Source organism: Lysobacter sp. Soil_C_15, assembly GCF_057657315.1.
The window spans coordinates 1-20,766 of record NZ_JBDGIR010000004.1 but is presented as its reverse complement, the minus strand read 5'-3'; the positions used below and the strand labels follow the sequence as shown (position 1 = coordinate 20,766).

Annotated in this window: 22 protein-coding genes; 16 read left to right on the top strand and 6 right to left on the bottom strand. The window is 70.6% G+C overall.

Annotated elements, in window-relative coordinates; all coding sequences use genetic code 11:
- The first annotated feature begins 123 nt into the window (after nucleotides 1–123).
- The 4 genes from AC3A57_RS10425 to AC3A57_RS10410 all read left to right on the top strand — a co-directional run bounded on the left by AC3A57_RS10425 (nucleotide 124) and on the right by AC3A57_RS10410 (nucleotide 1,822).
- The gene (locus tag AC3A57_RS10425) at nucleotides 124–444 is read left to right on the top strand and encodes a YbaB/EbfC family nucleoid-associated protein (protein WP_221671967.1); all 321 of its coding nucleotides are present in this window, start codon (nucleotides 124–126) and stop codon (nucleotides 442–444) included.
- 13 nt (nucleotides 445–457) lie between these two features.
- Nucleotides 458–691 carry a hypothetical protein gene (locus AC3A57_RS10420; RefSeq protein WP_487578863.1) on the top strand — a complete coding sequence of 78 codons (234 nt, stop codon included), beginning with the start codon at nucleotides 458–460 and terminating at the stop codon, nucleotides 689–691.
- Nucleotides 692–707: 16 nt separating this feature from the next.
- Nucleotides 708–1,301 (top strand): recombination mediator RecR, encoded by a 594-nt coding sequence (gene recR / locus AC3A57_RS10415; RefSeq protein WP_487578862.1) that lies wholly within the window; start codon nucleotides 708–710, stop codon nucleotides 1,299–1,301.
- A 167-nt stretch (nucleotides 1,302–1,468) separates the two neighbouring features.
- Nucleotides 1,469–1,822, top strand: coding sequence for a histidine triad nucleotide-binding protein (locus tag AC3A57_RS10410; RefSeq protein ID WP_487578861.1), 354 nt, complete (start codon nucleotides 1,469–1,471; stop codon nucleotides 1,820–1,822).
- Nucleotides 1,823–2,041: 219 nt separating this feature from the next.
- Here the strand turns inward: AC3A57_RS10410 and AC3A57_RS10405 are convergent, their stop codons facing one another.
- The 4 genes from AC3A57_RS10405 to AC3A57_RS10390 form a co-directional block, all read right to left on the bottom strand.
- Nucleotides 2,042–2,527 carry a Slp family lipoprotein gene (locus AC3A57_RS10405; RefSeq protein ID WP_487578860.1) on the bottom strand — a complete coding sequence of 162 codons (486 nt, stop codon included), beginning with the start codon at nucleotides 2,525–2,527 and terminating at the stop codon, nucleotides 2,042–2,044.
- Nucleotides 2,524–4,503 (bottom strand): transglutaminase TgpA family protein, encoded by a 1,980-nt coding sequence (locus AC3A57_RS10400; protein WP_487579232.1) that lies wholly within the window; start codon nucleotides 4,501–4,503, stop codon nucleotides 2,524–2,526. The genes AC3A57_RS10405 and AC3A57_RS10400 overlap by 4 nt, the downstream gene beginning before the upstream one ends.
- Nucleotides 4,504–4,564: 61 nt before the next feature.
- A complete protein-coding gene (locus tag AC3A57_RS10395; protein ID WP_487578859.1) occupies nucleotides 4,565–5,563 on the bottom strand; it encodes a DUF58 domain-containing protein in 999 nt (332 codons plus the stop codon).
- A gap of 11 nt (nucleotides 5,564–5,574) precedes the next feature.
- Entirely contained in the window at nucleotides 5,575–6,543 is a 969-nt protein-coding gene (locus AC3A57_RS10390) for an AAA family ATPase (protein ID WP_487578858.1), read from the bottom strand.
- A gap of 369 nt (nucleotides 6,544–6,912) precedes the next feature.
- On the opposite strand from AC3A57_RS10390, the gene AC3A57_RS10385 reads away from it, so the two are divergent.
- Nucleotides 6,913–8,769, top strand: coding sequence for an ArnT family glycosyltransferase (locus tag AC3A57_RS10385; RefSeq protein WP_487578857.1), 1,857 nt, complete (start codon nucleotides 6,913–6,915; stop codon nucleotides 8,767–8,769).
- 51 nt (nucleotides 8,770–8,820) lie between these two features.
- On the opposite strand, the gene AC3A57_RS10380 is transcribed toward AC3A57_RS10385, so the two are convergent.
- On the bottom strand, nucleotides 8,821–9,399 hold the full coding sequence (locus AC3A57_RS10380; protein ID WP_487578856.1) for a Maf family protein: 579 nt from the start codon (nucleotides 9,397–9,399) through the stop codon (nucleotides 8,821–8,823).
- Nucleotides 9,400–9,433: 34 nt separating this feature from the next.
- Complete coding sequence (locus AC3A57_RS10375) at nucleotides 9,434–9,796, bottom strand: hypothetical protein (RefSeq protein WP_487578855.1); 363 nt, start codon at nucleotides 9,794–9,796, stop codon at nucleotides 9,434–9,436.
- Nucleotides 9,797–9,924: 128 nt separating this feature from the next.
- On the opposite strand from AC3A57_RS10375, the gene AC3A57_RS10370 reads away from it, so the two are divergent.
- The 11 genes from AC3A57_RS10370 to AC3A57_RS10320 all read left to right on the top strand — a co-directional run bounded on the left by AC3A57_RS10370 (nucleotide 9,925) and on the right by AC3A57_RS10320 (nucleotide 20,193).
- Nucleotides 9,925–10,446, top strand: coding sequence for a YceD family protein (locus tag AC3A57_RS10370; protein ID WP_221671986.1), 522 nt, complete (start codon nucleotides 9,925–9,927; stop codon nucleotides 10,444–10,446).
- A gap of 120 nt (nucleotides 10,447–10,566) precedes the next feature.
- Nucleotides 10,567–10,761, top strand: a complete 195-nt coding sequence (gene rpmF, locus AC3A57_RS10365; RefSeq protein WP_064748741.1) for a 50S ribosomal protein L32 — start codon at nucleotides 10,567–10,569, stop codon at nucleotides 10,759–10,761.
- A gap of 287 nt (nucleotides 10,762–11,048) precedes the next feature.
- On the top strand, nucleotides 11,049–12,029 hold the full coding sequence (locus AC3A57_RS10360; RefSeq protein ID WP_487578854.1) for a beta-ketoacyl-ACP synthase III: 981 nt from the start codon (nucleotides 11,049–11,051) through the stop codon (nucleotides 12,027–12,029).
- 1,034 nt (nucleotides 12,030–13,063) lie between these two features.
- Complete coding sequence (gene fabD / locus AC3A57_RS10355) at nucleotides 13,064–14,005, top strand: ACP S-malonyltransferase (RefSeq protein ID WP_487578853.1); 942 nt, start codon at nucleotides 13,064–13,066, stop codon at nucleotides 14,003–14,005.
- 190 nt (nucleotides 14,006–14,195) lie between these two features.
- Nucleotides 14,196–14,942, top strand: coding sequence for a 3-oxoacyl-ACP reductase FabG (gene fabG, locus AC3A57_RS10350; protein ID WP_487578852.1), 747 nt, complete (start codon nucleotides 14,196–14,198; stop codon nucleotides 14,940–14,942).
- A gap of 128 nt (nucleotides 14,943–15,070) precedes the next feature.
- The gene (gene acpP / locus AC3A57_RS10345) at nucleotides 15,071–15,310 is read left to right on the top strand and encodes an acyl carrier protein (protein ID WP_031373652.1); all 240 of its coding nucleotides are present in this window, start codon (nucleotides 15,071–15,073) and stop codon (nucleotides 15,308–15,310) included.
- A gap of 155 nt (nucleotides 15,311–15,465) precedes the next feature.
- Nucleotides 15,466–16,716 carry a beta-ketoacyl-ACP synthase II gene (gene fabF, locus AC3A57_RS10340; protein WP_487578851.1) on the top strand — a complete coding sequence of 417 codons (1,251 nt, stop codon included), beginning with the start codon at nucleotides 15,466–15,468 and terminating at the stop codon, nucleotides 16,714–16,716.
- 339 nt (nucleotides 16,717–17,055) lie between these two features.
- Nucleotides 17,056–18,204 carry an endolytic transglycosylase MltG gene (gene mltG / locus AC3A57_RS10335; RefSeq protein WP_487578850.1) on the top strand — a complete coding sequence of 383 codons (1,149 nt, stop codon included), beginning with the start codon at nucleotides 17,056–17,058 and terminating at the stop codon, nucleotides 18,202–18,204.
- The gene (gene tmk, locus AC3A57_RS10330; protein ID WP_487578849.1) at nucleotides 18,201–18,863 is read left to right on the top strand and encodes a dTMP kinase; all 663 of its coding nucleotides are present in this window, start codon (nucleotides 18,201–18,203) and stop codon (nucleotides 18,861–18,863) included. Before mltG ends, tmk begins: the two co-directional genes overlap by 4 nt.
- Nucleotides 18,860–19,837, top strand: a complete 978-nt coding sequence (locus AC3A57_RS10325) for a DNA polymerase III subunit delta' (RefSeq protein ID WP_487578848.1) — start codon at nucleotides 18,860–18,862, stop codon at nucleotides 19,835–19,837. The genes tmk and AC3A57_RS10325 overlap by 4 nt, the downstream gene beginning before the upstream one ends.
- Nucleotides 19,834–20,193, top strand: coding sequence for a PilZ domain-containing protein (locus AC3A57_RS10320; protein WP_487578847.1), 360 nt, complete (start codon nucleotides 19,834–19,836; stop codon nucleotides 20,191–20,193). Before AC3A57_RS10325 ends, AC3A57_RS10320 begins: the two co-directional genes overlap by 4 nt.
- The last annotated feature ends 573 nt before the right edge of the window (nucleotides 20,194–20,766 follow it).

The window sequence follows — 20,766 nt, the reverse complement described above, 5'->3', positions numbered from 1 at the left end:
CGGCGCCCGCCGCGCCCTCATCCCTTCGGGCGGGCGCCGTCCTCGCGCGGCGCCGCTGTCCGGATCCGGTCGCCCCGACCGGCTCCCTCCAGATTCCCAACACGACCACGAGGCAGGACCACCATGCGCGGCAACATCGCCCAACTCATGCAACAGGCGCAGAAAATGCAGGAAAACGTGCAGCGCGCCCAGGAAGAACTGGCCAAGATCGAAGTCACCGGCAGCGCCGGCGGCGGCATGGTCAGCGTGACCCTGACCGGCCGCATGGACTGCCGCAAGGTCCGGATCGACCCGAGCGTGCTGTCCGACCAGGAAATGGTCGAGGACCTGATCGCCGCCGCCTTCAACGACGCGGTCAACAAGATCAACGCCGAGTCGCAGGCCAAGATGTCGGCCGCCACCGCCGGCATGCCGATGCCGCCGGGCATGAAGCTGCCGTTCTGAGCGACGCGCGTCCATGAACTTGCACATCGGCGCCACCGCCGCGATAGTCGCTGCCGGTCTGCTCGGGCTCGACGCCTACGCCACCTGGGCGATCTGGCGCGAGCCGGACCTGACCGGTGCGCAGAAGGGGCTGCAGTCGGCGCTGGTCTGGCTGCTGCCTTTGCTCGGCGCGATCGTTTGCCTCAACGTGGTGCGGGCGATGAACCGCGAGCCGACTGCGCGCAGCGGCTTCACCATCAGCGAATGAGCGGACGTCGGCGCGCATGAGCAGCAGCCTGCTCGAACAACTGATCGACGCGTTCCGGGTCCTGCCCGGGGTCGGGCAGAAGTCGGCCCAGCGCATGGCCTACCACGTGCTCGAACGCGAGCGCGCCGGCGGCCAGCGCCTGTCCCAGGCCCTGGCCGAGGCGATCGAGAAGATCGGCCATTGCGCGCGCTGCCGCGACTTCAGCCAGAGCGAGGTGTGCCCGACCTGCGCCAGCGCCGCGCGCGACGCGCACTTGTTGTGCGCGGTGGAATCGCCGGCCGATCGGTTGGCGATCGAACAGGCCACCGGTTATCGCGGCCTGTATTTCATCCTGCAGGGCCGGCTGAGCCCGCTCGACGGCATCGGCCCGCGCGAACTCGGCCTGGACGCACTGGCCGCGCGCCTGGCCGAAGGCGAGGTGCAGGAATTGATCGTGGCCACCAACCCGACCGTCGAAGGCGAAGCCACCGCCCACTACCTGGCCCAGCTCGCGCGCCAGCACGGCGTGCGCCCCAGCCGCCTCGCCCACGGCGTCCCGCTCGGCGGCGAGCTGGAATACGTCGACCGCGGCACGTTGTCGCATGCGTTCGGCAGCCGGAGCGAGATGTAGGCTTTTCGGGACTCGGGACTCGGGACTCGGGATTCGACGTAACTTGGGACCCGTGACCGCCGACCCAAGTCGCCCATGACATAAGCTTCACTTCAAAGCTCAAAGCTTTGCGAGTCCCGAGTCCCGAGTCCCGAGTCCCGAACCTCCACATCCCCATTACCGCCCCCATGACCGACACCACCATCTTCGGCAAGATCATCCGGCGCGAGCTGCCGGCCGACATCGTTTACGAAGACGCGGACCTGATCGCGTTCCGCGACATCGCCCCGCAGGCGCCGGTGCACGTGCTGTTCGTGCCGAAGACGCCGATCGCCACCCTCAACGACCTGCAGGCCGATCAGGCCGCGATCGTCGGCAAGATGGCCCATGCCGCGGCGCAGTACGCGCAGCGCGAAGGCTTCGCCGAAGACGGCTACCGCATCGTCATGAACTGCAACGGCCACGGCGGCCAGACCGTGTTCCAGTTGCACCTGCACCTGCTCGCCGGCGACCAGCTCGGCCGCTTCGGCACCCCGCGCTGAGGCAGCGACCGCGCAGCGCGCGTTCGACCGCGGCCGGCAAGCCGCTACCGCCGTAACCGTCCCTGTCGTCTCCAAGCCTTTCCCCCCTTTGAAAAAGGTGGGCAGGGGGAATTTGCTTTCGCTGTAGCTTCGGCGCCGGCCCAAAGCCTGCCGGCAAAACCAACGAAGGCGCCCGAGGGCGCCTTCGTCGTCATTGCTTCGCGCGATCGCGCGAAGCGCTCACCACCAACCCCACCACGGCCACGGCGCCGGGCGCTCGATCACGTCGACCCGTTCGCGCACCGGCCACAGGTAGACCACGTCGGCGTCGAGCTGCGGGAACCGGTACTCGTAACCGCCGATGCGCCGGGACTCGTAGCCGGCGATGCGGCCGGTGAAGGTGACTTCGCGGTTTTTCTCGAACAGCGCCGGGTCGTAGAAGCCGGAGCGGCAGGCCAGGAAGCGGCCGCCGACGTCGTCGCTGGCCCAGTACGGCCGGCCCGAATCGCCTAGCCGGGTCGAGATCATCTCGAAGCAGGTGCGGTTGGCCTGCGGCTCGACATCGACGATCCGGCCGCCCCAGCGCACCACCGCGCCGGTGCTGTCGCTGGCCGCGGCGTCGGCCGGGGTGATGGGCGAGAACGCCCCCTGTAACGGTTTGGGCTGGGTGGCGCAGGCGCCGAGCAGCGCGACACCGACAGCGATAACGGCAAGACGCAGCTTCATCGTCGTTCTCCAGAAGGGCCGGGCCGGTGCGCGCGTAAGGCCCGGACCAGTTCGTTGCGCAGTGCTCGGGCCTCGCGCCGCCCGGGTCCAGTACCAGCGTAGCGCCAATCGCTGAAATGTTGGCTGAGCCGGAGCAAGCTTTCGCCCAATTCCGGTCGGGTCCGGCCGACCCGCTCGGCCCAGGCCAGGGCCGGCTCGTGCGGCTGGCGCTCCAGGCCCAGGCGCCGGTAGCGCCGGCCCAGGGCGCGCCAGGCCCGCACCACCGGGTCGCGTTCGCGTTCGCCGCGGCTGCTGAGCCATACCATCCACAGCCCGGCCAGGCTGGCGAACAGCACGAACAGCAGCACCAGCTTCTGGTTGTCCAGGCGGTCGACGCCGAACGGCTGCAGCATGCGCTGCTGGCGGCTGGCGTCGAAGCCGAGCACGAAATCGTTCCAGCCGCGACGCAGCCAGTCGCTGAGGTTGAACAAGGGCGTGGCTGCGGCGATGTCGCCGAACAGACCGCCGGCGCCGGGCCGGCGGTCGGCCAGGGTGTCGTAGATGCGCTCCGGCGCGACCGCCGCGGTCGGGTCGACCCGGACCCAGCCGCGACCGCTCAGCCAGACCTCGGCCCAGGCGTGGGCGTCGGAACGGCGCACCAGCCAATAGTTGCCGACCGGGTTGTAGTAGCCGCCGGCGTAGCCGGTGACCACCCGCGCCGGGATCCCGGCGCCGCGCATCAGCACCACGAAGGACGAGCTGAAATGCTCGCAATAGCCGGCCTTGTGATCGAACAGGAATTCGTCGACCGAGTGCCGGCCGAGCAGGGGCGTGGCCAGGGTATAGGCGAACTCGCCGCGGATCATCGCCATCGCCCGGCGCACGATCGCCGCGTCGTCGGCGCCGGCTTCGCTGCGCCAGCGCTGCGCCAGGGCCAGGGTGCGCGGGTTGTAGCCTTTGGGCAGTTCCAGGGCCATGCGCCGGATTGTTTCGCGCAATTGCGGTTCGTAGCTGGCCGGCGGCGCCGAATGCAATTGCCAGCGGGTCAGGCTGCTCAGCGGACGGCGCGTGTAGAGGTTGTGGTCCAAGGTCAGCCGTGCGCCCGCAGGCGCTGCGCGCGGCAGGTCCAGGGCGACGAAGTCGCGAGTGTCGGTCGGTTCGACCTCCAACTCGTAGTCCCAGCCGTTGCCGGCGGCGCGCATCGGCGCCGCCGGCAGGCCCTGGACCCAGCGCGAGCGGGTCCATTCGCGGCCGTCGAAATTCCACAGCACCGGCCCGCGCCAGTACATCTGCGAGGTCGGTGGCGCAGCACCGCGGAAGCGCGCGCGCAGGGTGACGGTTTCGTCGTTGAGCAAGTCGACCATCTCGCCCGGGCTCATCCGGTCCGACAGACCGGGCTTGGCCAGGGCGCGGTCGGGGATGCCCCACAGCGGCGAGCTCAGGCGCGGGAACAGCCAGAACACCGCCAGCGCCAGCGGCAGGCCGATCGCGATCAGGCGGCCGATCGCCAGCAGACGCTGGCTCGGCGGCTGGGGCGGTTCGGCGGTGCGTGCCGGGTCCGGACGCGATTCGTACTCGGCCAGGCGCTGCAGCGTCGCCAGCGCCAGCACTGCTGCGGCCAGGCCCAGGGCGAGCGACCACGGCCCCTGGTCGAGCAGGAAGGTTGCGAACGGGCCGAACAGGGCGAAGCCGATCAGGCTGCGTGCGTCGCGCAGGGTGTAGGTCTCCGACGGCTTGAGCGCGAACATCGCCGCGAGCAGGGCGCAGCCGGTGTCGCGGCCGAGCGAGAAGCCGGCCAGCACCAGGACCGCGCCGATCAGGCCCAGCACCATCAGCAGGCGCAGCGTGCTCGGCAGCGGACGGCGCCAGGACAGCAGGCCGATGCCGACGCCGACCGCGGCGATCAGGCCGGCGATGCTGGGCGGCAATTGCAGCAGCAAGGGCAGCAGGCAACTGGCGCCGGCCAGCAGGGTCGCGCGCCGCGCCGACGGCGGCAGGCCTTCGGCGGGCGCGGCGTCGGCGGCGCGTCGGGCGGACGCGGCGAAGGGCAGGTGCAGCTCAGCCACGCGGCATCAGCGCCAAGGCGCGCAGGCAGGCATGGCGGTGCGCCGAGCCGCTGCCCGGGCCCAGGGTGGGCTGGTTGGGCAGGCTCAGCCGGTAGCGGCAACCGTCGCGTTCGGCCTCGTCGACCCAACGCGCCAGGCGCGAAATGCGCGCTTCCTGGTCGAGCCCGCTCAGGCGTTGCCATTCCAGCTCGACGTCGGCGCCGAGCGGTTGTTCGTACTCGCGCACCAGCAGGATGTCGCGCCGCGCCGAATGCTTCCAGGAGATGGTCCGGCGGGCATCGCCGGGACGGTAGGCGCGCAGATGGTGGACGTCGTCGCCGGTCGGATGCAGCCGGGTCACGGCCTGGTCGCCGCCGCCGGTCGGCAGCGGCGGGCCGTGCGGTTCCGGCGCCGGGTAGACCAGCAGCGGCGCCTGCGGCCAGACCAGGGCCCAGGCCCGCGCCAGGCCCAGCGGCCGGGTGGTCCACACCCGCAGCCGTGGCAGTTCGAGCCAGCCGCGCCGTTCGGTGAGCACGCGCAGCGCCGCTTCGCCGGCGCCCTGGTCCAGGTCGAGCGCGGCGACCCCGGCGCCGAGCGCGCCTTCGTCGTCCACGCGCAATCCGTGCCGGACGCGATCGGGCTTGGCCCGCGCATGCACCCGCACCGTCATCGGCTGGCCGGCCGGCACCGGCTCGGCGTCGATCGCGACGATGCTCAGGCCCGACAACTGCAATTGCGCGGCGATCAGGCTGGCCAGGCCGGCGCCGGCCAGCAGCAGCGCCAGCAACAGCGCCGGATTGTTGTTGTAGTTCAGCGCGCCCAGCAGCATGGTCGCCAGCAAGGCGGCGTAGAACGCGCCGAAACCGGTCGGCAGCACGTAGATGCGGCGGCGGTCGAACCGCGCCGGCAAGGCCTCGCGGCGTCGCGGCCGGGTCAGCGCCAGCAGGCGCCGGCGCCATTGGCTCAGGCGCGGCTGCGGCGGCGGGGCGGCGGTCGTTGCGGCCTGGGCCATGCGGGTCCGGTTCAATCCACCGCCACGGCGAACAGGATCGACTTGGCCACGTCGGGGCCGGCATCGGCCTCGGCCACCAGGCGGTGCGAGGCGACCGCGGCGAACAGCGCCTGCACGTCCTCGGGCACCACGTGCGAACGGCCGAGCAGCAGCGCGTAGGCGCGCGCGGCGCGCAACAGGGCCAGGCCGGCGCGCGGCGACAGGCCGACCCGCACGCCCGGGTGCTTGCGGCTGCGCGCGAGCAGCGCCTGCACGTAGCCGATCAGGCTGTCGCTGGCGTAGACCGCGTCGACCGCGCGCCGGATCGCCAGCACGTCTTCGGCGCTCAGCAGCGGCCGGGTCTGGGCGATCAGGTTGCGCCGGTCGGCGCCGGCCAGCAGGTCGCGTTCGGCGGCTTCGTCCGGATACCCCAGGTGCAGGCGCAGCAGGAAACGGTCGAGTTGCGAGTCCGGCAGCGGATAGGTGCCGGACAGGTCGACCGGGTTCTGGGTGGCGATGACGAAGAACGGATCGGGCAGGGCGTGGGTGCGTCCGTCGACGGTGACCTGGTGTTCGGCCATCGCTTCCAGCAGCGCGCTCTGGGTGCGCGGCGGCGCGCGGTTGATCTCGTCGGCGAGCAGCACCTGGGTGAACACCGGCCCGGGATGGAACTGGAACTGGCGCGACTGCGGATCGAACACCGACACGCCGACCACGTCGGCCGGCAGCAGGTCGGAGGTGAACTGCACGCGCTGGAATTCCAGCCCCAGGGTCGCCGCCAGCGCGTGCGCGAGCGTGGTCTTGCCCAGGCCGGGCAGGTCTTCGATCAGCAGGTGGCCGTCGGAAAACAGGGCGACGAAGGCCAGCCGCACCGCCTGCGCTTTGCCCAGCACCAGCGAGTTGACCTGGGCCTGCGCCTGCTCCAGGGCGCTGCGCAGGGCGTCGGGTAGGATGGTTTCGCGCTGCGCCGGATTCGCCGCCGTGGTGTTGCCTGCCGTCATCGTGCTGGGTTCCTGTGTCGGTATCGTCGTCGCTGCGATGCCGCGTCGCGCCGTCGCCCGGGGCATCATCGCGCGCGGTCGCGATCGGTGCAGCCGCCGGGCGGGTGCGTGCGGATGTTCTGGGACGGGCATCAACAAAATCGGAGCTCGATAAAACCAGCGTTCGCCGCCGGCGTTCGCGTGCGGATCTCGCCTGCGGCCCGACCGTGCGGGCTTCGCCGCAGACGTTCGGTCGAGCGGCCCAGTCGTGCGGATTTGCCGAATCTGGCGCGACCGCGACGATCGCCCGAACCACGGCGTGCGACGATTCGGGCGCGCCGATGCGCGGCAGGTCCAACCCCATTCGAAGTGTAGCGAGGTCGAGCGTCGATGCGGCAACCCAAGCAGGACACAGGCGATGGCGCGCGCGCGTTCTGGGCGCTGTGGAGCGTGTTGCTGGCGTTGAAGGCGGCGGTGGCCGCGCGCCTGCCCTTGTTCGTCGACGAAGCCTTCTACTGGCAGGAGGGCCAGCATCCGGCCGCGGCCTATTCGGACCTGCCCGGGCTGACCGCCTGGCTGACCCGGCTCGGGGTCGAACTCGGCGGCGCCCAGGCCTGGGCCTTGCGTCTGCCGTTCCTGGCGGTCGCCGCGCTGGTGCCGCTGTTGCTGGTGCGGATGACCGCGCGCGAGTTCGGCGCCCGCGCCGGCTGGGTCGCCGGCTGTTTCGGCCTGCTGCTGCCGTTGGCGGGCACGCTCGGCCTGCTCGCCTTGCCGGACGCGATGATGGCGCTGGCGACGCTGCTGTGCCTGGACGCCGGTGCGCGGCTGTTGCGCGAGGTCGATGCGCGCGCGGCGGTGGAACTCGCCGCCGGTCTCTCCCTCGGCGCGCTCAGCCACTATCGCTTCGTCGCCGTGATCGCGGTCGGCGGCGCGGTGCTGCTGTTGCTGCCGGAAGGGCGGCGCGCCCTGCGCGACGTGCGCGTGCTGATCGCCGCGGCGATCGGCGCTTCGGCCTGGGCCCCGCTGGTGGCCTGGAACATGGACAACGCCGACGCCGGGCTGCGCTTCCAACTGGTCGACCGGCATCCCTGGGCGTTCCACGCCGACGGCCTGTGGTTCGTCGCCATCCAGGCCTTGCTGGTCACGCCGCCGCTGCTGGCGGCCCTGGTCCTGGCCGCCTGGCGCGGCGCCCGCGCGGCGACGCCGGCGGCACGCTACTTCGCCCTGTCCGGTGCGCTGATCGTGCTGGGCTTCTTCGCGCTGGGTTTTTTCGCCGATACCGAACGGGTCAGCTTCCACTGGCCGTTGCCGGGCTATCTGGCCCTGCTGCCGTTGTTGCCGGGCGTGCTCGCGGCCTGGCCGCGCTGGGCGCGCGGTCTCACCGCGGCGCTCGCCGGCGCGGCGGTGCTGGCGGTGCTGGGCTATTACGTCGCGGTATCGGTGCCGACGCTGCGCGCGCGCAGCGCCGGCGAGAAGTGGTACCCGTCCAACTTCGCCGGCTGGAGCGAACTGGCCGCGCAGGTCGAGCGCCGCTTGCGCGAGTCGCCGCCGAACACGCGGGTGCTGGCCGACAACTTCAAGATCGGCGCCGAACTCGGCTTCGCTCTGGGCGATGCGCGGATCGAAGTGCTGGATCATCCGATCAACCACAAGCACGGCCGCGCGCCGCAGTTGCGCCTGTGGGGACTGGAACGCGACCGCCGCATCGATGTCGCCGGCGAGCCGGCCTTGCTGGTGGTCGGCGCGACCGAGGTCGACTACAAGCACCTGCTGCAGCGCTACCACGACCTGTGCGCGATGCTCGGGCCGTTGCCGGCGCCGCAGGCGCTCAACATCGATCACGGCCGGCAGCGATTCCTGCTGTTCGCGCTCGACGGCCGGCCGCGCCAGGGCGCATGCACGACGCCGGCGATGGCCTGGGTCGACGCGCCGGCGGCCGGGGCGCGGGTCGGGCGCGAGTTCGAGGTCGCCGGCTGGGCGTTCAAGGACGGGGTCGGCCTGGCCCGGGTCGAGATCCTGCTCGACGGGCGGCCGCTGGCGCAGGCGCAGTACGGGCGCGAGTTGCCGGGCGTGCGCGGGTTCTGGCGGATCAGCAACGACCCGCAGCATCCGCGGGTCGGGTTCGACGCGCGGGTGCGGCTGGACACGCAGGCGCCGGGACGGCATTGGCTGGGGCTGCGCCTGCACGGCCGCGACGGCAGCGTCGAGGACTGGGCCGAACAACCGATCGAACTGGCGCCGCCGTGAGCGCGCGCCGCGCCGGATACGCCGCGTCCCGCTCGGTCCGGCGCGGCAGGCTCAGGGCAGGGCGTAGCCGGCCTGGCGCAGCAGCCGCGCGGTGGCGATCAGCGGCAGGCCGATCAGCGCGGTCGGGTCGCTGGACTCGATCGCCTCGAACAGGGCGATGCCCAGGCCTTCGGACTTGAAACTGCCGGCGCAGTCGTAGGGCTGCTCGGCGTCGACGTAGCGGGCGATCTCGGCCGAGTTCAGTTCGCGGAAGCGGACCGTGGTCGTGTCCAGCGCGGTCAGCGGCGCCTGGCCGTGGCGCTGCACGCACAACCCGGTCAGAAACCGCACTTCGCGCCCGGACATGGCCTGCAACTGGGCCAGGGCGCCGTCGCGGCCGCCGGGCTTGCCGATCGGGCGGCCGTCGAACTCGGCGACCTGGTCCGAGCCGATCACCCAGGCCTGTGGTTGCTGGGCCGCGACCGCAGCGGCCTTGGCCACCGCCAGGCGAGCGGCCAGCGCCGCCGGGGCTTCCCCAGGCAGCGCGGTCTCGTCGGTTTGCGGGCGGGCGGTGTCGAAGGCCAGGCCGAGCCGGCCGAGCAACTCGCGGCGGTAGATCGAGGTCGAGGCCAGGATCAGCGGAGAGGGCATCGCGAGTCTCTTGTTATGTTGAGATGACGTCGTCTCAGCCGGTCGGCAGACGCGCGCGCTCGATCTGGTTCAATTGCTGCTCGATCCGGTCGCGCGCGGCGTCGATCGAACTGCGCACCTCGGCCAGCTGGGCGAGACTGGCGCGGCGTCCGTACTCGCGCAGCCACAGGCGCTGGCGCAGCATCTCGCGCATCGCCTCGCCGACCGGGTCGCGGCCCTCGTTGCCGGCGACCGCCTCGATCTCGGCCCGGGCCGCGCGCAACCGGGCCTCCAGAGCGTCGGCGGCGTCGAGCAGTTCGCGCACCGCGCGCTGGCGCCGGACCGGTCCCAACAGCACGACGGCGACCGCGGCCAGCGCCGCCAGCACCACCAGGGTCAGCAGCAGGAAGAGGATCAAGGCGGCGGCTTCGCTCGGCGGGAGGCCGGAAAGTCTGCACGCGCGGCGGGGGCGGCGGCAAATCCCCTGCGCCGGCCGGGGCTTACGGTTTGACAGCGGGGGGCGGGGTCTCTACCATTCCGCGGCTTATGTCAGCCGATGTGCCATCTGGGCGGGTGCCCGACGTCCTCGATGCCTGGCGCCTGGTGGCGGCACGGCGCGGCGTGGAAGGCCGTGTGCCGTTGTCGGACTTCGTCCGGCTGCGCGACAGCCTGGTCGACGCCGAAGGCGAAGTCAGCTTCTCGCTGGATTTCGACAGCGACGCGCTGCAGGTGCCCTACGTCGAACTGAAGATCGACGCGCAGTTGCCGCTGTTGTGCCAGCGCTCGCTGGAGCGGTTCCTGTTGCCGGTGCAGATCGTGCAGCGGCTGGGACTGATCCGCGACGAGGCCGACGAAGCCGCGTTGCCGCCGGGCTACGAGCCGCTGCTGATGCCCGACGACGGCATGCTGCGGCCCGTGGAACTGGTCGAGGACGAACTGATCCTCGCCGTTCCGGTGGTGCCGATGGCGCCCGGCAGCGAGGCGGTCGAGCGCGAATGGGAGGCCCCCCAGGCCGAACAGGACGCGGCCAATCCGTTCTCGGTGCTGTCCTCGCTGAAGAAGAACTGACGCAAGACCGGTTTCACCCTTTTCGTTCCACTCCGACCTGCAGGCGAAGCAGCAAGCCGTTCCTGCGAATCGGGCTACGCTATCCACCTCAGGTTTCCACCGCTTTTCCGGAGCAAGACCATGGCTGTTCAGAAGTCCCGCGTTACCCCGTCCCGTCGCGGCCAGCGCCGCGCCCACGACGCGCTGACCAGCAAGCAGCTGGCCACCGACCCGACCACCGGCGAGACCCACATCCGCCACCACGTGACCGCCGACGGCTACTACCGCGGCAAGAAGGTCATCGAGACCAAGACCCGCATCGTCGACGAAGAATAATCTTCGTTCGCGCCGCGACGTGCGCCCGGTGTCCGGCGCGCGTCGCCGCCGATCTGGGCCGGCGGCCGGGAGCGCATCCCCAAGCCGGCGCCGATCCGCTCCGCCGCCCGCGGCGGCGCGTCCGAATTCAGACCTGCGGCCGTCGCGGCACCGTTCCACCGCCAGCTCACGCTGGCGGCCTGCGTTTGTGGCACTGATGACTTCGGCGGCCTGCGTCCGGCGACGACGCTGCATCGCGGCGTGCGCAGCCTGAGCGGGCCCCTACACGGCAACGCCGCGGAGTGGTGATGACAGATCGGATTTACGCCCGCATCGCGGGTACCGGCAGTTACCTGCCGGAAAAGGTGTTGACCAACGCCGACCTGGCCAAGCTGGTCGATACCAGCGACGAATGGATCGCGATCCGCACCGGCATTCGCGAGCGCCATATTGCGGCCGAGGGCGAGACCACCGTCGACCTGGCTTACCACGCCTCGGTGCGTGCGCTGGAAGCCGCCGGCGTGGCGGCCAGCGAGATCGACCTGATCGTGCTCGGCACGACCACCCCCGACCTGATTTTCCCGTCCAGCGCCTGCCTGCTGCAGCACCGCCTGGGCGCCGACGGCTGCCCGGCGTTCGACGTCAACGCGGCCTGCTCGGGCTTCGTCTACGCGCTGACCGTGGCCGACAAGTTCATCCGTTCCGGCGCGGCCAAGACCGTGCTGGTGGTGGGCTCGGAAACCCTGACCCGGATGCTGGACTGGAACGACCGCGGCACCTGCGTGCTGTTCGGCGACGGCGCCGGCGCGGTGGTGCTCAAGGCCGACAGCGAGACCGGCATCCTCAGCACCCACCTGCACGCCGACGGCGGCAAGAAGGAACTGCTGTGGAATCCGGTCGGTGTCTCGGCCGGCTTCAAGCCCGAAGAGCACAACGCCGGCGTGCGCGTGCTGATGACCGGCAACGAAGTGTTCAAGCACGCGGTCAAGGCGCTGGACTCGGTGGTCGAAGAGACCCTGGAAGCCAACGGCCTGGACCGTCACGAGATCGACTGGCTGATTCCGCACCAGGCCAACCTGCGCATCATCGAAGCCACGGCCAAGCGCCTGGACATGCCGATGGAGCGGGTGATCGTGACCGTCGACCGCCACGGCAACACCTCTTCCGGGTCGGTGCCGCTGGCGCTGGACGAGGCGGTGCGCTCGGGCAAGGTCCAGCGCGGCCAGTTGCTGCTGCTGGAAGCCTTCGGCGGCGGTTTCACCTGGGGCTCGGCGCTGCTGCGCTACTGATCTTCGCATCCCGCTGTTGCTTCGCCGAGGCCGGCCGCGATTCGTCGCGAGCCGGCCTTTCGCGTCTCTAGATCTTGCGCATTTGTGTAGCAGCGGCGTCCCGCCAGGGATTTCCTTCGGTCATAAGCCGCGAGCGCCATCCCGCCCGTTCGCAGCGTCTTTAGTCCCATGCCCCTGTAGGAGCGGCGTAAGCCGCGACCAAGGGATGCGCAGAGGAATCAACGCCTTCGCCATCGATCGAAGCCCAAAACCATCGCGAAGGGTAGGAGCGGCGCCCCACAGGGATTTCCTCCGGTCACAAGCCGCGACCGCCATCTCGCCCGTTCGCCGCGTCTTTGTCCTAGGCCCCCTGTAGGAGCGGCGTCCCACGGGGATTTCCTTCGGTCATAAGTCGCGACCGCGCTGCTGCGGTCTCGCGGCGCCTGTATTCGAAGGTTTCAAAAGCAAAGCTTCTGTCCGCAAGCGGCCGGGTCACCTTCTTTGTCCAAGGCGACAAAGTCCCGCGGGATTTCCTTCGGTCAAAAGTAACCAAAGAAAACGCCATGGCTGTTTCGAATCAAGAGCCACTATGGGGCGGAGCTTGGGCCGGGCTGCTCCACACAGGCCATCCCTGGCCTGGCTGCGCACGGGCCGCATCCTGCGGCCCGCCCTCCGGGGCTTCAGGGGCTTCTCGCGAGTTCGCTGCTGCGCCAAGCTCTTCACGGCAACGGCAACGGCAACGGCAACGGCAACGGCAACGGCAACGGCAACGGCAAACGGCAAACGGTTAACGGCAACTGCTGTGCGTGGCTCCTGCAAAGGCCCGGATGGGGTGCGATATGTGCCATCGCGTTGATCGGCCCGAACCGGCAAACCCGAGGTGGTTCGCCCGGATCGCCCTGCGCCATCGATGACAGCGCGGTTTTCCGCGCCGCCGCGAGGTTCTGCGACGGATCGCGGCAGTCTGCGACGCGGCGTGACGCCGTACCGCCCGGTACAGACGTTCGCAAGCGTTCGCCCGTATGATTCGCCATCCTTTCGATGTGGCGGCACGCGTGACCGATCAGCGCCTTTCTTTCGTTTTCCCGGGCCAGGGCTCGCAGTCGCTGGGCATGCTGGCCGAACTGTCCGAACTGCATCCGCAGATCCGCGAAACCTTCGCCGAAGCCAGCGACGGCGCCGGCGTCGATCTGTGGGCGTTGAGCCAGGGCGGCCCGGAAGAACAGCTCAACCGCACCGAGTTCACCCAGCCGGCGCTGCTCGCCGCGGGCGTGGCGGTGTGGCGCCTGTGGCAGGCGCAGGGCGGTGCGCAGCCGGCTGCGCTGGCCGGGCACAGCCTGGGCGAGTACAGCGCGCTGGTCGCGGCCGGCGCCTTGTCGCTGCGCGACGGCGCGCACCTGGTGCGCCTGCGCGGGCAGCTGATGCAGGACGCGGCCCCGGCCGGCGTCGGCGCGATGGCCGCCGTGCTCGGCGCCGAGGACGCGCTGGTCGAGGAAGTGTGCGCGGCGGTGTCCGGCGCCGAAGTGGTGGTGCCGGCCAATTACAACTCGCCGGGCCAGATCGTCATCGGCGGTCACGCCGGCGCGGTCGACAAGGCTTTGACCCGGCTCGCCGAAGCCGGCGTGCGCAAGGCGGTCAAGCTGGCGGTGAGCGTGCCTTCGCACACTCCGCTGATGCGCGAAGCCGCCAACCGCCTGGCCGAAGCCATGACCGGCCTGGACTGGCGCGAACCGTCGATTCCGGTGGTGCAGAACGTCGACGCGCAGGCCGAGGACGGCCTGGATGCGATCCGCGACGCCCTGGTGCGTCAGCTCTATCTGCCGGTGCGCTGGACCGGCTGCGTGCAGGCCCTGTCCGCACGCGGCGCGCAGCGCATCGCCGAATGCGGTCCCGGCAAGGTGCTTGCCGGCCTGATCAAGCGCATCGACAAGGCCATCGACGGCCGCGCGATCGGCACGCCGGCGGAGTTCGAATCCGCGCTGGCGGACTGGCGCTGAATCGGGCCGTCGCACGCCGCCGACCCTTGCGCTACTCAACCCCGGCCCCCAGCCTGTAGCCTTGACCGCGCCGATTCGTGGCGCGCGCCGGCCGGCCTGGGGGCGGGGCGCCGCGCCCGCCTGCGGTCGACCGCGACCGGGCGCCGCGCCGCCACCCACGAGCCCGCAGCCTTTACGGAGTGAAACACGCATGAGCACGACCCCGCTTTCGGGCGAAATCGCGCTGGTCACCGGCGCCAGCCGCGGCATCGGCGCGGCCATCGCCGACGAGCTCGCCGCCCAGGGCGCGACCGTCGTCGGCACCGCGACCAGCGAAGCCGGCGCGCAGGCCATCGCCGCCCGCCTGGCCGCCCACGGCGGCCACGGCCGGGTCCTCGACGTCGCCGACCCGGCCTCGGTCGAGGGCCTGATCGACGAGGTCGCCAAGACCGTCGGCCCGATCTCGATCCTGGTCAACAACGCCGGCATCACCCGCGACAATCTGCTGATGCGGATGAAGGACGAGGACTGGCAGGCGATCCTCGACACCAATCTCAGCAGCGTCTACCGCACCAGCAAGGCGGTGATGCGCGCGATGATGAAGGCGCGCAAGGGCCGGATCATCAACATCGCCTCGGTGGTCGGGGTGACCGGCAACCCGGGCCAGGCCAACTACGCCGCGGCCAAGGCCGGGGTGATCGCCTTCAGCAAGTCGATGGCGCGCGAGATCGGCAGCCGCGGGATCACCGTGAACGTGGTCGCCCCCGGATTCATCGACACCGACATGACCCGCGACCTGCCCGAAGACGCGAAAAAGGCCATGTTCGACCAGATCGCGCTGGGCCGCTTCGGCGACCCGGCCGACATCGCCCGCGCGGTGGCGTTCCTGGCCGGCCCCGGCGCCGGCTACATCACCGGCGAAACGCTGCACGTCAACGGCGGCATGTACATGCCCTGAGCCTTTGGCGTAGGCTGTAAGCGATTGAACCCAAAGGGGTTTCGTCGAAAGGCGCCCGGCCCTCGCGAAACCCTCCGATTCCATTAGACTATTCCGTCGAAAAACCCCTCACGGGAGGAGCAGCATCCATGAGCAGCATCGAAGAACGCGTCAAGAAGATCGTGGTCGAACAGCTTGGCGTCAAGGAAGAAGAAGTCACCAACAACGCTTCGTTCGTCGACGACCTCGGCGCGGATTCGCTCGACACGGTCGAGCTGGTGATGGCGCTCGAAGAAGAGTTCGAGTGCGAGATTCCGGACGAAGAGGCCGAGAAGATCACCTCGGTGCAGCAGGCGATCGACTACGTCAAGGCGCACGTCAAGTCGTAATGCGCCCGCTCGTCCGCGATGCGCCTTGGCGGCTCGCGGACGGCATGCCATGCCATACAGCGACAACTCGGGGCCGCATTGCGGCCCCGTGCTTTTCAGGCCGGTCGATACGCCGGCGTAGCGTCCGCAGACGGATCCAGCAGAGGTAGCGTTGCATGTCCAACCGTTCCTTCAACCGCCGCGTGGTCGTCACCGGCCTCGGCCTCGTCTCCCCGCTCGGCAACGACGTCGTCAGCAGCTGGGACGGCATCGTCAACGGCCGTTCCGGTATCGGTCCGATCACTCATTTCGATCCGGCCCTGTTCACCACCCGCATCGCCGGCGAAGTGCGCGACTTCGACATCACCCGCTGGGTGAACCCGAAAGACGCCAAGAAGATGGAGGAGTTCATCCATTACGGCGTCGCCGCCTCGCTGATGGCGCTGGAAGACGCCGGCATCGTCGTCGACGATTCCAACGCCGAGCGCATCGGCGCGCTGATCGGCTCCGGCATCGGCGGCCTGCTCGGCATCGAAGAGCAGACCATCAAGTACCACGAGGGCGGCCCGCGCAAGATCTCGCCGTTCTACGTGCCCAGCACGATCATCAACATGCTGCCCGGCCAGGTCTCGCTGCTGACCGGCATCAAGGGCCCCAATTTCTCCGCGGTGTCGGCCTGCGCGACCTCGAACCATTCGATCGGCATGGCGATGCGGATGATCCAGTACGGCGACGCCGACGTGATGGTCGCCGGCGGCGCCGAGCGCGGCTCCTCGCCGACCTCGGTCGGCGGCTTCTGCTCGATGAAGGCGATGTCGACCCGCAACGACGACCCGACCCGCGCCTCGCGGCCGTGGGACAAGGAGCGCGACGGCTTCGTCCTCGGCGACGGCGCCGGCATCCTGGTGCTGGAAGAGTACGAACGCGCCAAGGCGCGCGGCGCGCGCATTTACTGCGAGCTGGCCGGTTTCGGCGCCAGCTCGGACGCGTTCCACATGACCGCGCCGAGCGAGAACGGTGAGGGTCCGGCGCGCTGCATGGCGGCGGCGTTCGCCGACGCCGGCATCAATCCGGACCAGGTCGGCTATCTCAACGCGCACGGCACGTCGACCCCGCTCGGCGACCTCGCCGAGACCCTGGCGATCAAGCGCGCGCTGGGCGATCACGCCTACAAGACCATGGTCAGCTCGACCAAGTCGATGACCGGGCACCTGCTCGGCGCGGCCGGCGGCGCCGAGGCGATCTTCTCGGTGCTGGCGCTGTACCACGGCATCATTCCGCCGACCATCAACCTGGACGAGCCGGGCGAGGGCTGCGACCTGGACTACGTGCCCAACACCGCGCGCGAAGCCAAGGTCGACATCGCCGTATCCAACGGCTTCGGTTTCGGCGGCACCAACGGCACCCTGGTGTTCAAGCGCGTCTAAGGTCCGCGCTGCGTGCGGGGCGGTGCGCGGCCGGCCCCGGCTGCGCCGTGTCGGGCGCTGCTGCGGCGTCCGGCGTCCGTACCGCAGGCCGGGCCTGCGCACGGTGCGGCGATCCGGCGCACGCCGTTCCGCAGCGATTTTCATCCCTTGCGCCGCGCGCGGTATCCTGACCCAAGCGCGGCTCGACGAGCGGTTCGCGCGCCGCCTCCGGCCCGGCCGGAACGCGGCGCCGGCTCGGCGCAGCCCATCTCGCCGCCTACGGTCGACGACTGAGCCTCCGCGCCGCGGACGCGGTCCGCGCCGGTGCGCGGCGGCCCGGATCGTAGGCTTGGAGGTGTCGTGGGTAAGACTGGCAAACGCGGCTGCGGCTGTCTGATCGTGATCGTGCTGCTGCTGGCCGCGCTGGCCGCCGGCGGGGCTTGGCTGTGGCAGCGCTACCAGGGTTTCGCCGACGCGCCGATGAGCGGCCTGGAAAAGGGCGAAAGCCTGCGCGTGGAGCGCGGCGATTCGCTGCCGGCGGTGGTGCGCAAGCTGCGCGCGGCCGGGGTCGCGGAGGGCCAGGCGCTGGAATGGCGCGCGCTGGCCAAGCAGTTGGGCGCGGCCGGCCGGCTGCAGGTCGGCGAGTATGCGCTCGAGCCCGGCACCACCCCGCGCCAGCTGTTGACCGCGATGCGCGACGGCAAGGTGGTCAGTCACCGCTTCACCATCGTCGAGGGCTGGAACATGCGCGAACTGCGCGCTGCGCTGGCCCGCGCCGCGCCGCTGAAACAGGACGCCGCGCAGCTCGACGACGCCGCGCTGATGAAAGCGATCGGCCGCCCCGGACAGCATCCGGAAGGCCGCTTCCTGCCCGAGACCTATCTTTACACCGGCGGCGACAGCGACCTGGACGTGCTCAAGCGCGCCCATCAGGCGATGGACCGCGCGGTGCAGGCGGCCTGGGAAGGCCGCGATCGCGACAGCGTGCTCAAGAGTCCGGCCGAGTTGCTGATCATGGCCTCGATCGTGGAGAAGGAAACCGGCCTGGCCGCCGAACGCCCGCAGATCGCCGGCCTGTTCGAGCGCCGGCTCAAGCTCGGCATGAAGCTGGAGACCGACCCGACCGTGATCTACGGCCTCGGCGCGAACTACGACGGCAACATCCGCAAGCGCGACCTGCAGACCGACACGCCGTACAACACCTACACCCGCCCCGGCCTGCCGCCGACGCCGATCGCGATGCCGGGGCTGGCGGCGCTGAAGGCCGCGGCCAATCCGGCGCCGGGCGACGCGCTGTTCTTCGTCGCCGCCGGCGACGGCACCGGCCGCAGCCTGTTCGCGGCGACCTATGCCCAGCATCAGGCCAACGTGCGCCTGTACCTGCAGCGCTACCGCCAGCAGCGCACCCACAGCCAGCCGGAAGAGGGTAAGGCGGTGCTGGAGGAGGCCGAGCAGGGCGACGCGGCTTCCGCGTCCGCCGCGCCGGCGCCGAACGGAGCGCGCCGATGAGCGCGCCGCTGCGCACCGGCGCGCGTTTCGTCACCCTGGAAGGCGGCGAGGGTGCCGGCAAGTCGACCGTGCTGGCCGCGCTGCGCAGCGCGTTCGAAGAGGCCGGGATCGACGCGGTGTATACCCGCGAGCCCGGCGGCACGCCGCTGGCTGAGCAGATCCGCGGCCTGATGCTCGACACCCATCACGAGCCCGCCGCGCGCGAGACCGAGTTGCTGCTGGCCTTCGCCGCGCGCGCCCAGCACGTGCGCGCGACCATCGAACCGGCGCTGGCGCGCGGCCGCTGGGTGATCAGCGACCGCTTCACCGACGCCAGCTACGCCTACCAGGGCGCCGGGCGCGGCCTGGACCCGCAGTTCATCGCCGAGCTGGAGCGGCGCGTGGTCGGCCTGCGGCCGGCGCTGACCTTGTTGCTCGACGTGCCGGTCGACGTCGGCCTGGCGCGCGCGCGCGGCCGCGGCGCCGCCGACCGGATCGAAAGCGAGCGCAACGATTTCTTCGAGCGCGTGCGGCATGCCTATCGCGAACGCGCCGCGGCCGAGCCGCAGCGCTTTGCCGTGATCGATGCCGGTCAGCCGGCCGAGGCGGTCGCGCAGCAGGCGGTGGCGCAACTGCGCGCGCTGATCGCACGCACCCCGGCCGACGGAGCGCCGGCATGAGCGCGCCGGCCTTCGCCAGCTGGCAGCGGCGCATCTACGATCAGGCCAAGGCCTCGATCGCCGCCGGACGGCTCGGCCACGGCCTGCTGTTCTGCGGTCCGGCCCAGCTCGGCAAGCGCGCGGTCGCGCAGCGCCTGGCGCGCGGCCTGCTGTGCCGCGAACCCGACGCCGGCGGCGAGCCCTGCGATCGCTGCCGCAGCTGCCTGCTTCTGGACGCCGGCACCCATCCGGATTACCAGTTCGTCAGTTTCGTGCCGAACAAGGAAGGCACTCGGCTGCGCACCGAGATCGTGATCGAGCAGATCCGCTCGCTGTCCGAGCGGCTGGCGCTGACCCCGCAGTACGGCGGCGCGCAGATCGCGATCATCGACCCGGCCGATGCGATCAACACCGCCGCTTGCAACGCCTTGCTCAAGACCTTGGAAGAGCCGGTGCCGGGGCGGTATCTGTGGCTGGTCAGCTCGCATCCGGCGCGGCTGCCGGCGACCATCCGCAGCCGCTGCCAGCGGCTGGAGTTCCGCCTGCCGCCGCACGACGAGGCCTTGGCCTGGCTGCGCGCGCAAGGCCATGCCGAAGCGGCCGCGGGCGAAGCCTTCGACGCCGCGCGCGGGCATCCCGGGCTGGCCCAGGAGTGGCTGACCGGCGACGGGCTGAAGCTGCGGCGCGAAGTCGCCGCCGATCTGGCCAAGCTCGGCCGCGGCGAAATCTCGGCGCCGGAAGTGGCCCAGCGCTGGGTCGGCGACGAGCATGCCGCGCTGCGTCTGCGACACGCGTCGGACATCGCGTTGGCCGAAGCCGCCGGCGGCTTGACCGACCCGGGCCGCGCGCGCAGTCTTGCGGCTTGGTTCGATCGCGCCAACCGTACCCGCGATCTGCTGCGGACCACGGTACGCGCCGATCTGGCGGTTATCGAATTGTTGATGGCCTGGCGCGCCGACGAGGCGCGCCGCGGCGCAGGAGGAAGCAAGGCATGAACGCACCGGCAGGGGCAGCGCGGCAGGGCATCTTGTCGCTGACGATCAAGGACAAGGCGGCGCTGTACAGCGCCTACATGCCGTTCCTCAAGTTCGGCGGCATCTTCGTCGCCACGCCCAAGCGCTATTTCATCGGCGACGAAGTGTTCCTGCTGCTGACCCTGCCCGAGTCCGGCGAGCGCATGCCGGTGGCCGGCAAGGTGGTCTGGGTCACCCCGACCGGGGCGCAGGGCCATCGCACCGCGGGCATCGGGGTGCAGTTCGCCGAGACCGCCGAAGGCGACGCGGTCAAGGGCAAGATCGAGGCCCTGCTGGCCGGCACCCTCCAGGCCGAGCGGCCGACCCACACCATGTAAGCGCCGCCGCGGCGCAGCCGCGGTTGCCGCGTACCAGGGGGAAGTGCGGCGCCCCTCGGGGATTTCCTTCGGTCCCCAGCCGCGACCACGGGACGCGCAGAGAACCCAGCGCCGTGGTCGTTGATCGAAGTCCGCATCTGTCGCGTGGTGGTAGGAGCGGCGCCAGCCGCGACCGCCATCCCTCACTTCGCCGCGCCTTTGTCCTGCGCCCCCTGTAGGAGCGGCGCAAGCCGCGACCACGTGACGCGCAGAAAACTCAACGCCGTTGTCGTGGATCGAAGCCCGAATCTGTCGCGTGGGGGCGGCGCAAGCCGCGACCGCCATCTCTCAATTCGCCGCGTCCTTGTCCTGCGCCCCTGTAGGAGCGGCGTAAGCCACGACCGCGCTCTGCGGTCTCGCGGCGTCTGCCGTTCGAAGGCTTCAAAGCTAATGCAAAGCTTCCGTCCGCAAGCGGCCGGGTCACTTTCTTTGTCCAAGGCGACAAAGAAAGTAACGGCACTGTCTAACCTCAAGTGCATCACCCGGTTGAGGCTAGGCGATGGGAACCCACTACAGCCATTTCAGTGCGGAAGA

Bases quoted from the DNA above. Each gene is read 5' to 3' on its own strand.
- AC3A57_RS10325 (WP_487578848.1), top strand. From the start codon at position 18,860: ATGAGCGCGCCGGCCTTCGCCAGCTGGCAGCGGCGCATCTACGATCAG.
- AC3A57_RS10320 (WP_487578847.1), top strand. From the start codon at position 19,834: ATGAACGCACCGGCAGGGGCAGCGCGGCAGGGCATCTTGTCGCTGACG.
- AC3A57_RS10385 (WP_487578857.1), top strand. From the start codon at position 6,913: ATGCGGCAACCCAAGCAGGACACAGGCGATGGCGCGCGCGCGTTCTGG.
- AC3A57_RS10390 (WP_487578858.1), bottom strand. From the start codon at position 6,543: ATGACGGCAGGCAACACCACGGCGGCGAATCCGGCGCAGCGCGAAACC.
- AC3A57_RS10370 (WP_221671986.1), top strand. From the start codon at position 9,925: ATGTCAGCCGATGTGCCATCTGGGCGGGTGCCCGACGTCCTCGATGCC.
- tmk (WP_487578849.1), top strand. From the start codon at position 18,201: ATGAGCGCGCCGCTGCGCACCGGCGCGCGTTTCGTCACCCTGGAAGGC.
- AC3A57_RS10425 (WP_221671967.1), top strand. From the start codon at position 124: ATGCGCGGCAACATCGCCCAACTCATGCAACAGGCGCAGAAAATGCAG.
- AC3A57_RS10410 (WP_487578861.1), top strand. From the start codon at position 1,469: ATGACCGACACCACCATCTTCGGCAAGATCATCCGGCGCGAGCTGCCG.
- AC3A57_RS10395 (WP_487578859.1), bottom strand. From the start codon at position 5,563: ATGGCCCAGGCCGCAACGACCGCCGCCCCGCCGCCGCAGCCGCGCCTG.
- rpmF (WP_064748741.1), top strand. From the start codon at position 10,567: ATGGCTGTTCAGAAGTCCCGCGTTACCCCGTCCCGTCGCGGCCAGCGC.
- recR (WP_487578862.1), top strand. From the start codon at position 708: ATGAGCAGCAGCCTGCTCGAACAACTGATCGACGCGTTCCGGGTCCTG.
- AC3A57_RS10420 (WP_487578863.1), top strand. From the start codon at position 458: ATGAACTTGCACATCGGCGCCACCGCCGCGATAGTCGCTGCCGGTCTG.
- fabG (WP_487578852.1), top strand. From the start codon at position 14,196: ATGAGCACGACCCCGCTTTCGGGCGAAATCGCGCTGGTCACCGGCGCC.
- AC3A57_RS10380 (WP_487578856.1), bottom strand. From the start codon at position 9,399: ATGCCCTCTCCGCTGATCCTGGCCTCGACCTCGATCTACCGCCGCGAG.
- acpP (WP_031373652.1), top strand. From the start codon at position 15,071: ATGAGCAGCATCGAAGAACGCGTCAAGAAGATCGTGGTCGAACAGCTT.
- fabF (WP_487578851.1), top strand. From the start codon at position 15,466: ATGTCCAACCGTTCCTTCAACCGCCGCGTGGTCGTCACCGGCCTCGGC.
- AC3A57_RS10360 (WP_487578854.1), top strand. From the start codon at position 11,049: ATGACAGATCGGATTTACGCCCGCATCGCGGGTACCGGCAGTTACCTG.
- AC3A57_RS10405 (WP_487578860.1), bottom strand. From the start codon at position 2,527: ATGAAGCTGCGTCTTGCCGTTATCGCTGTCGGTGTCGCGCTGCTCGGC.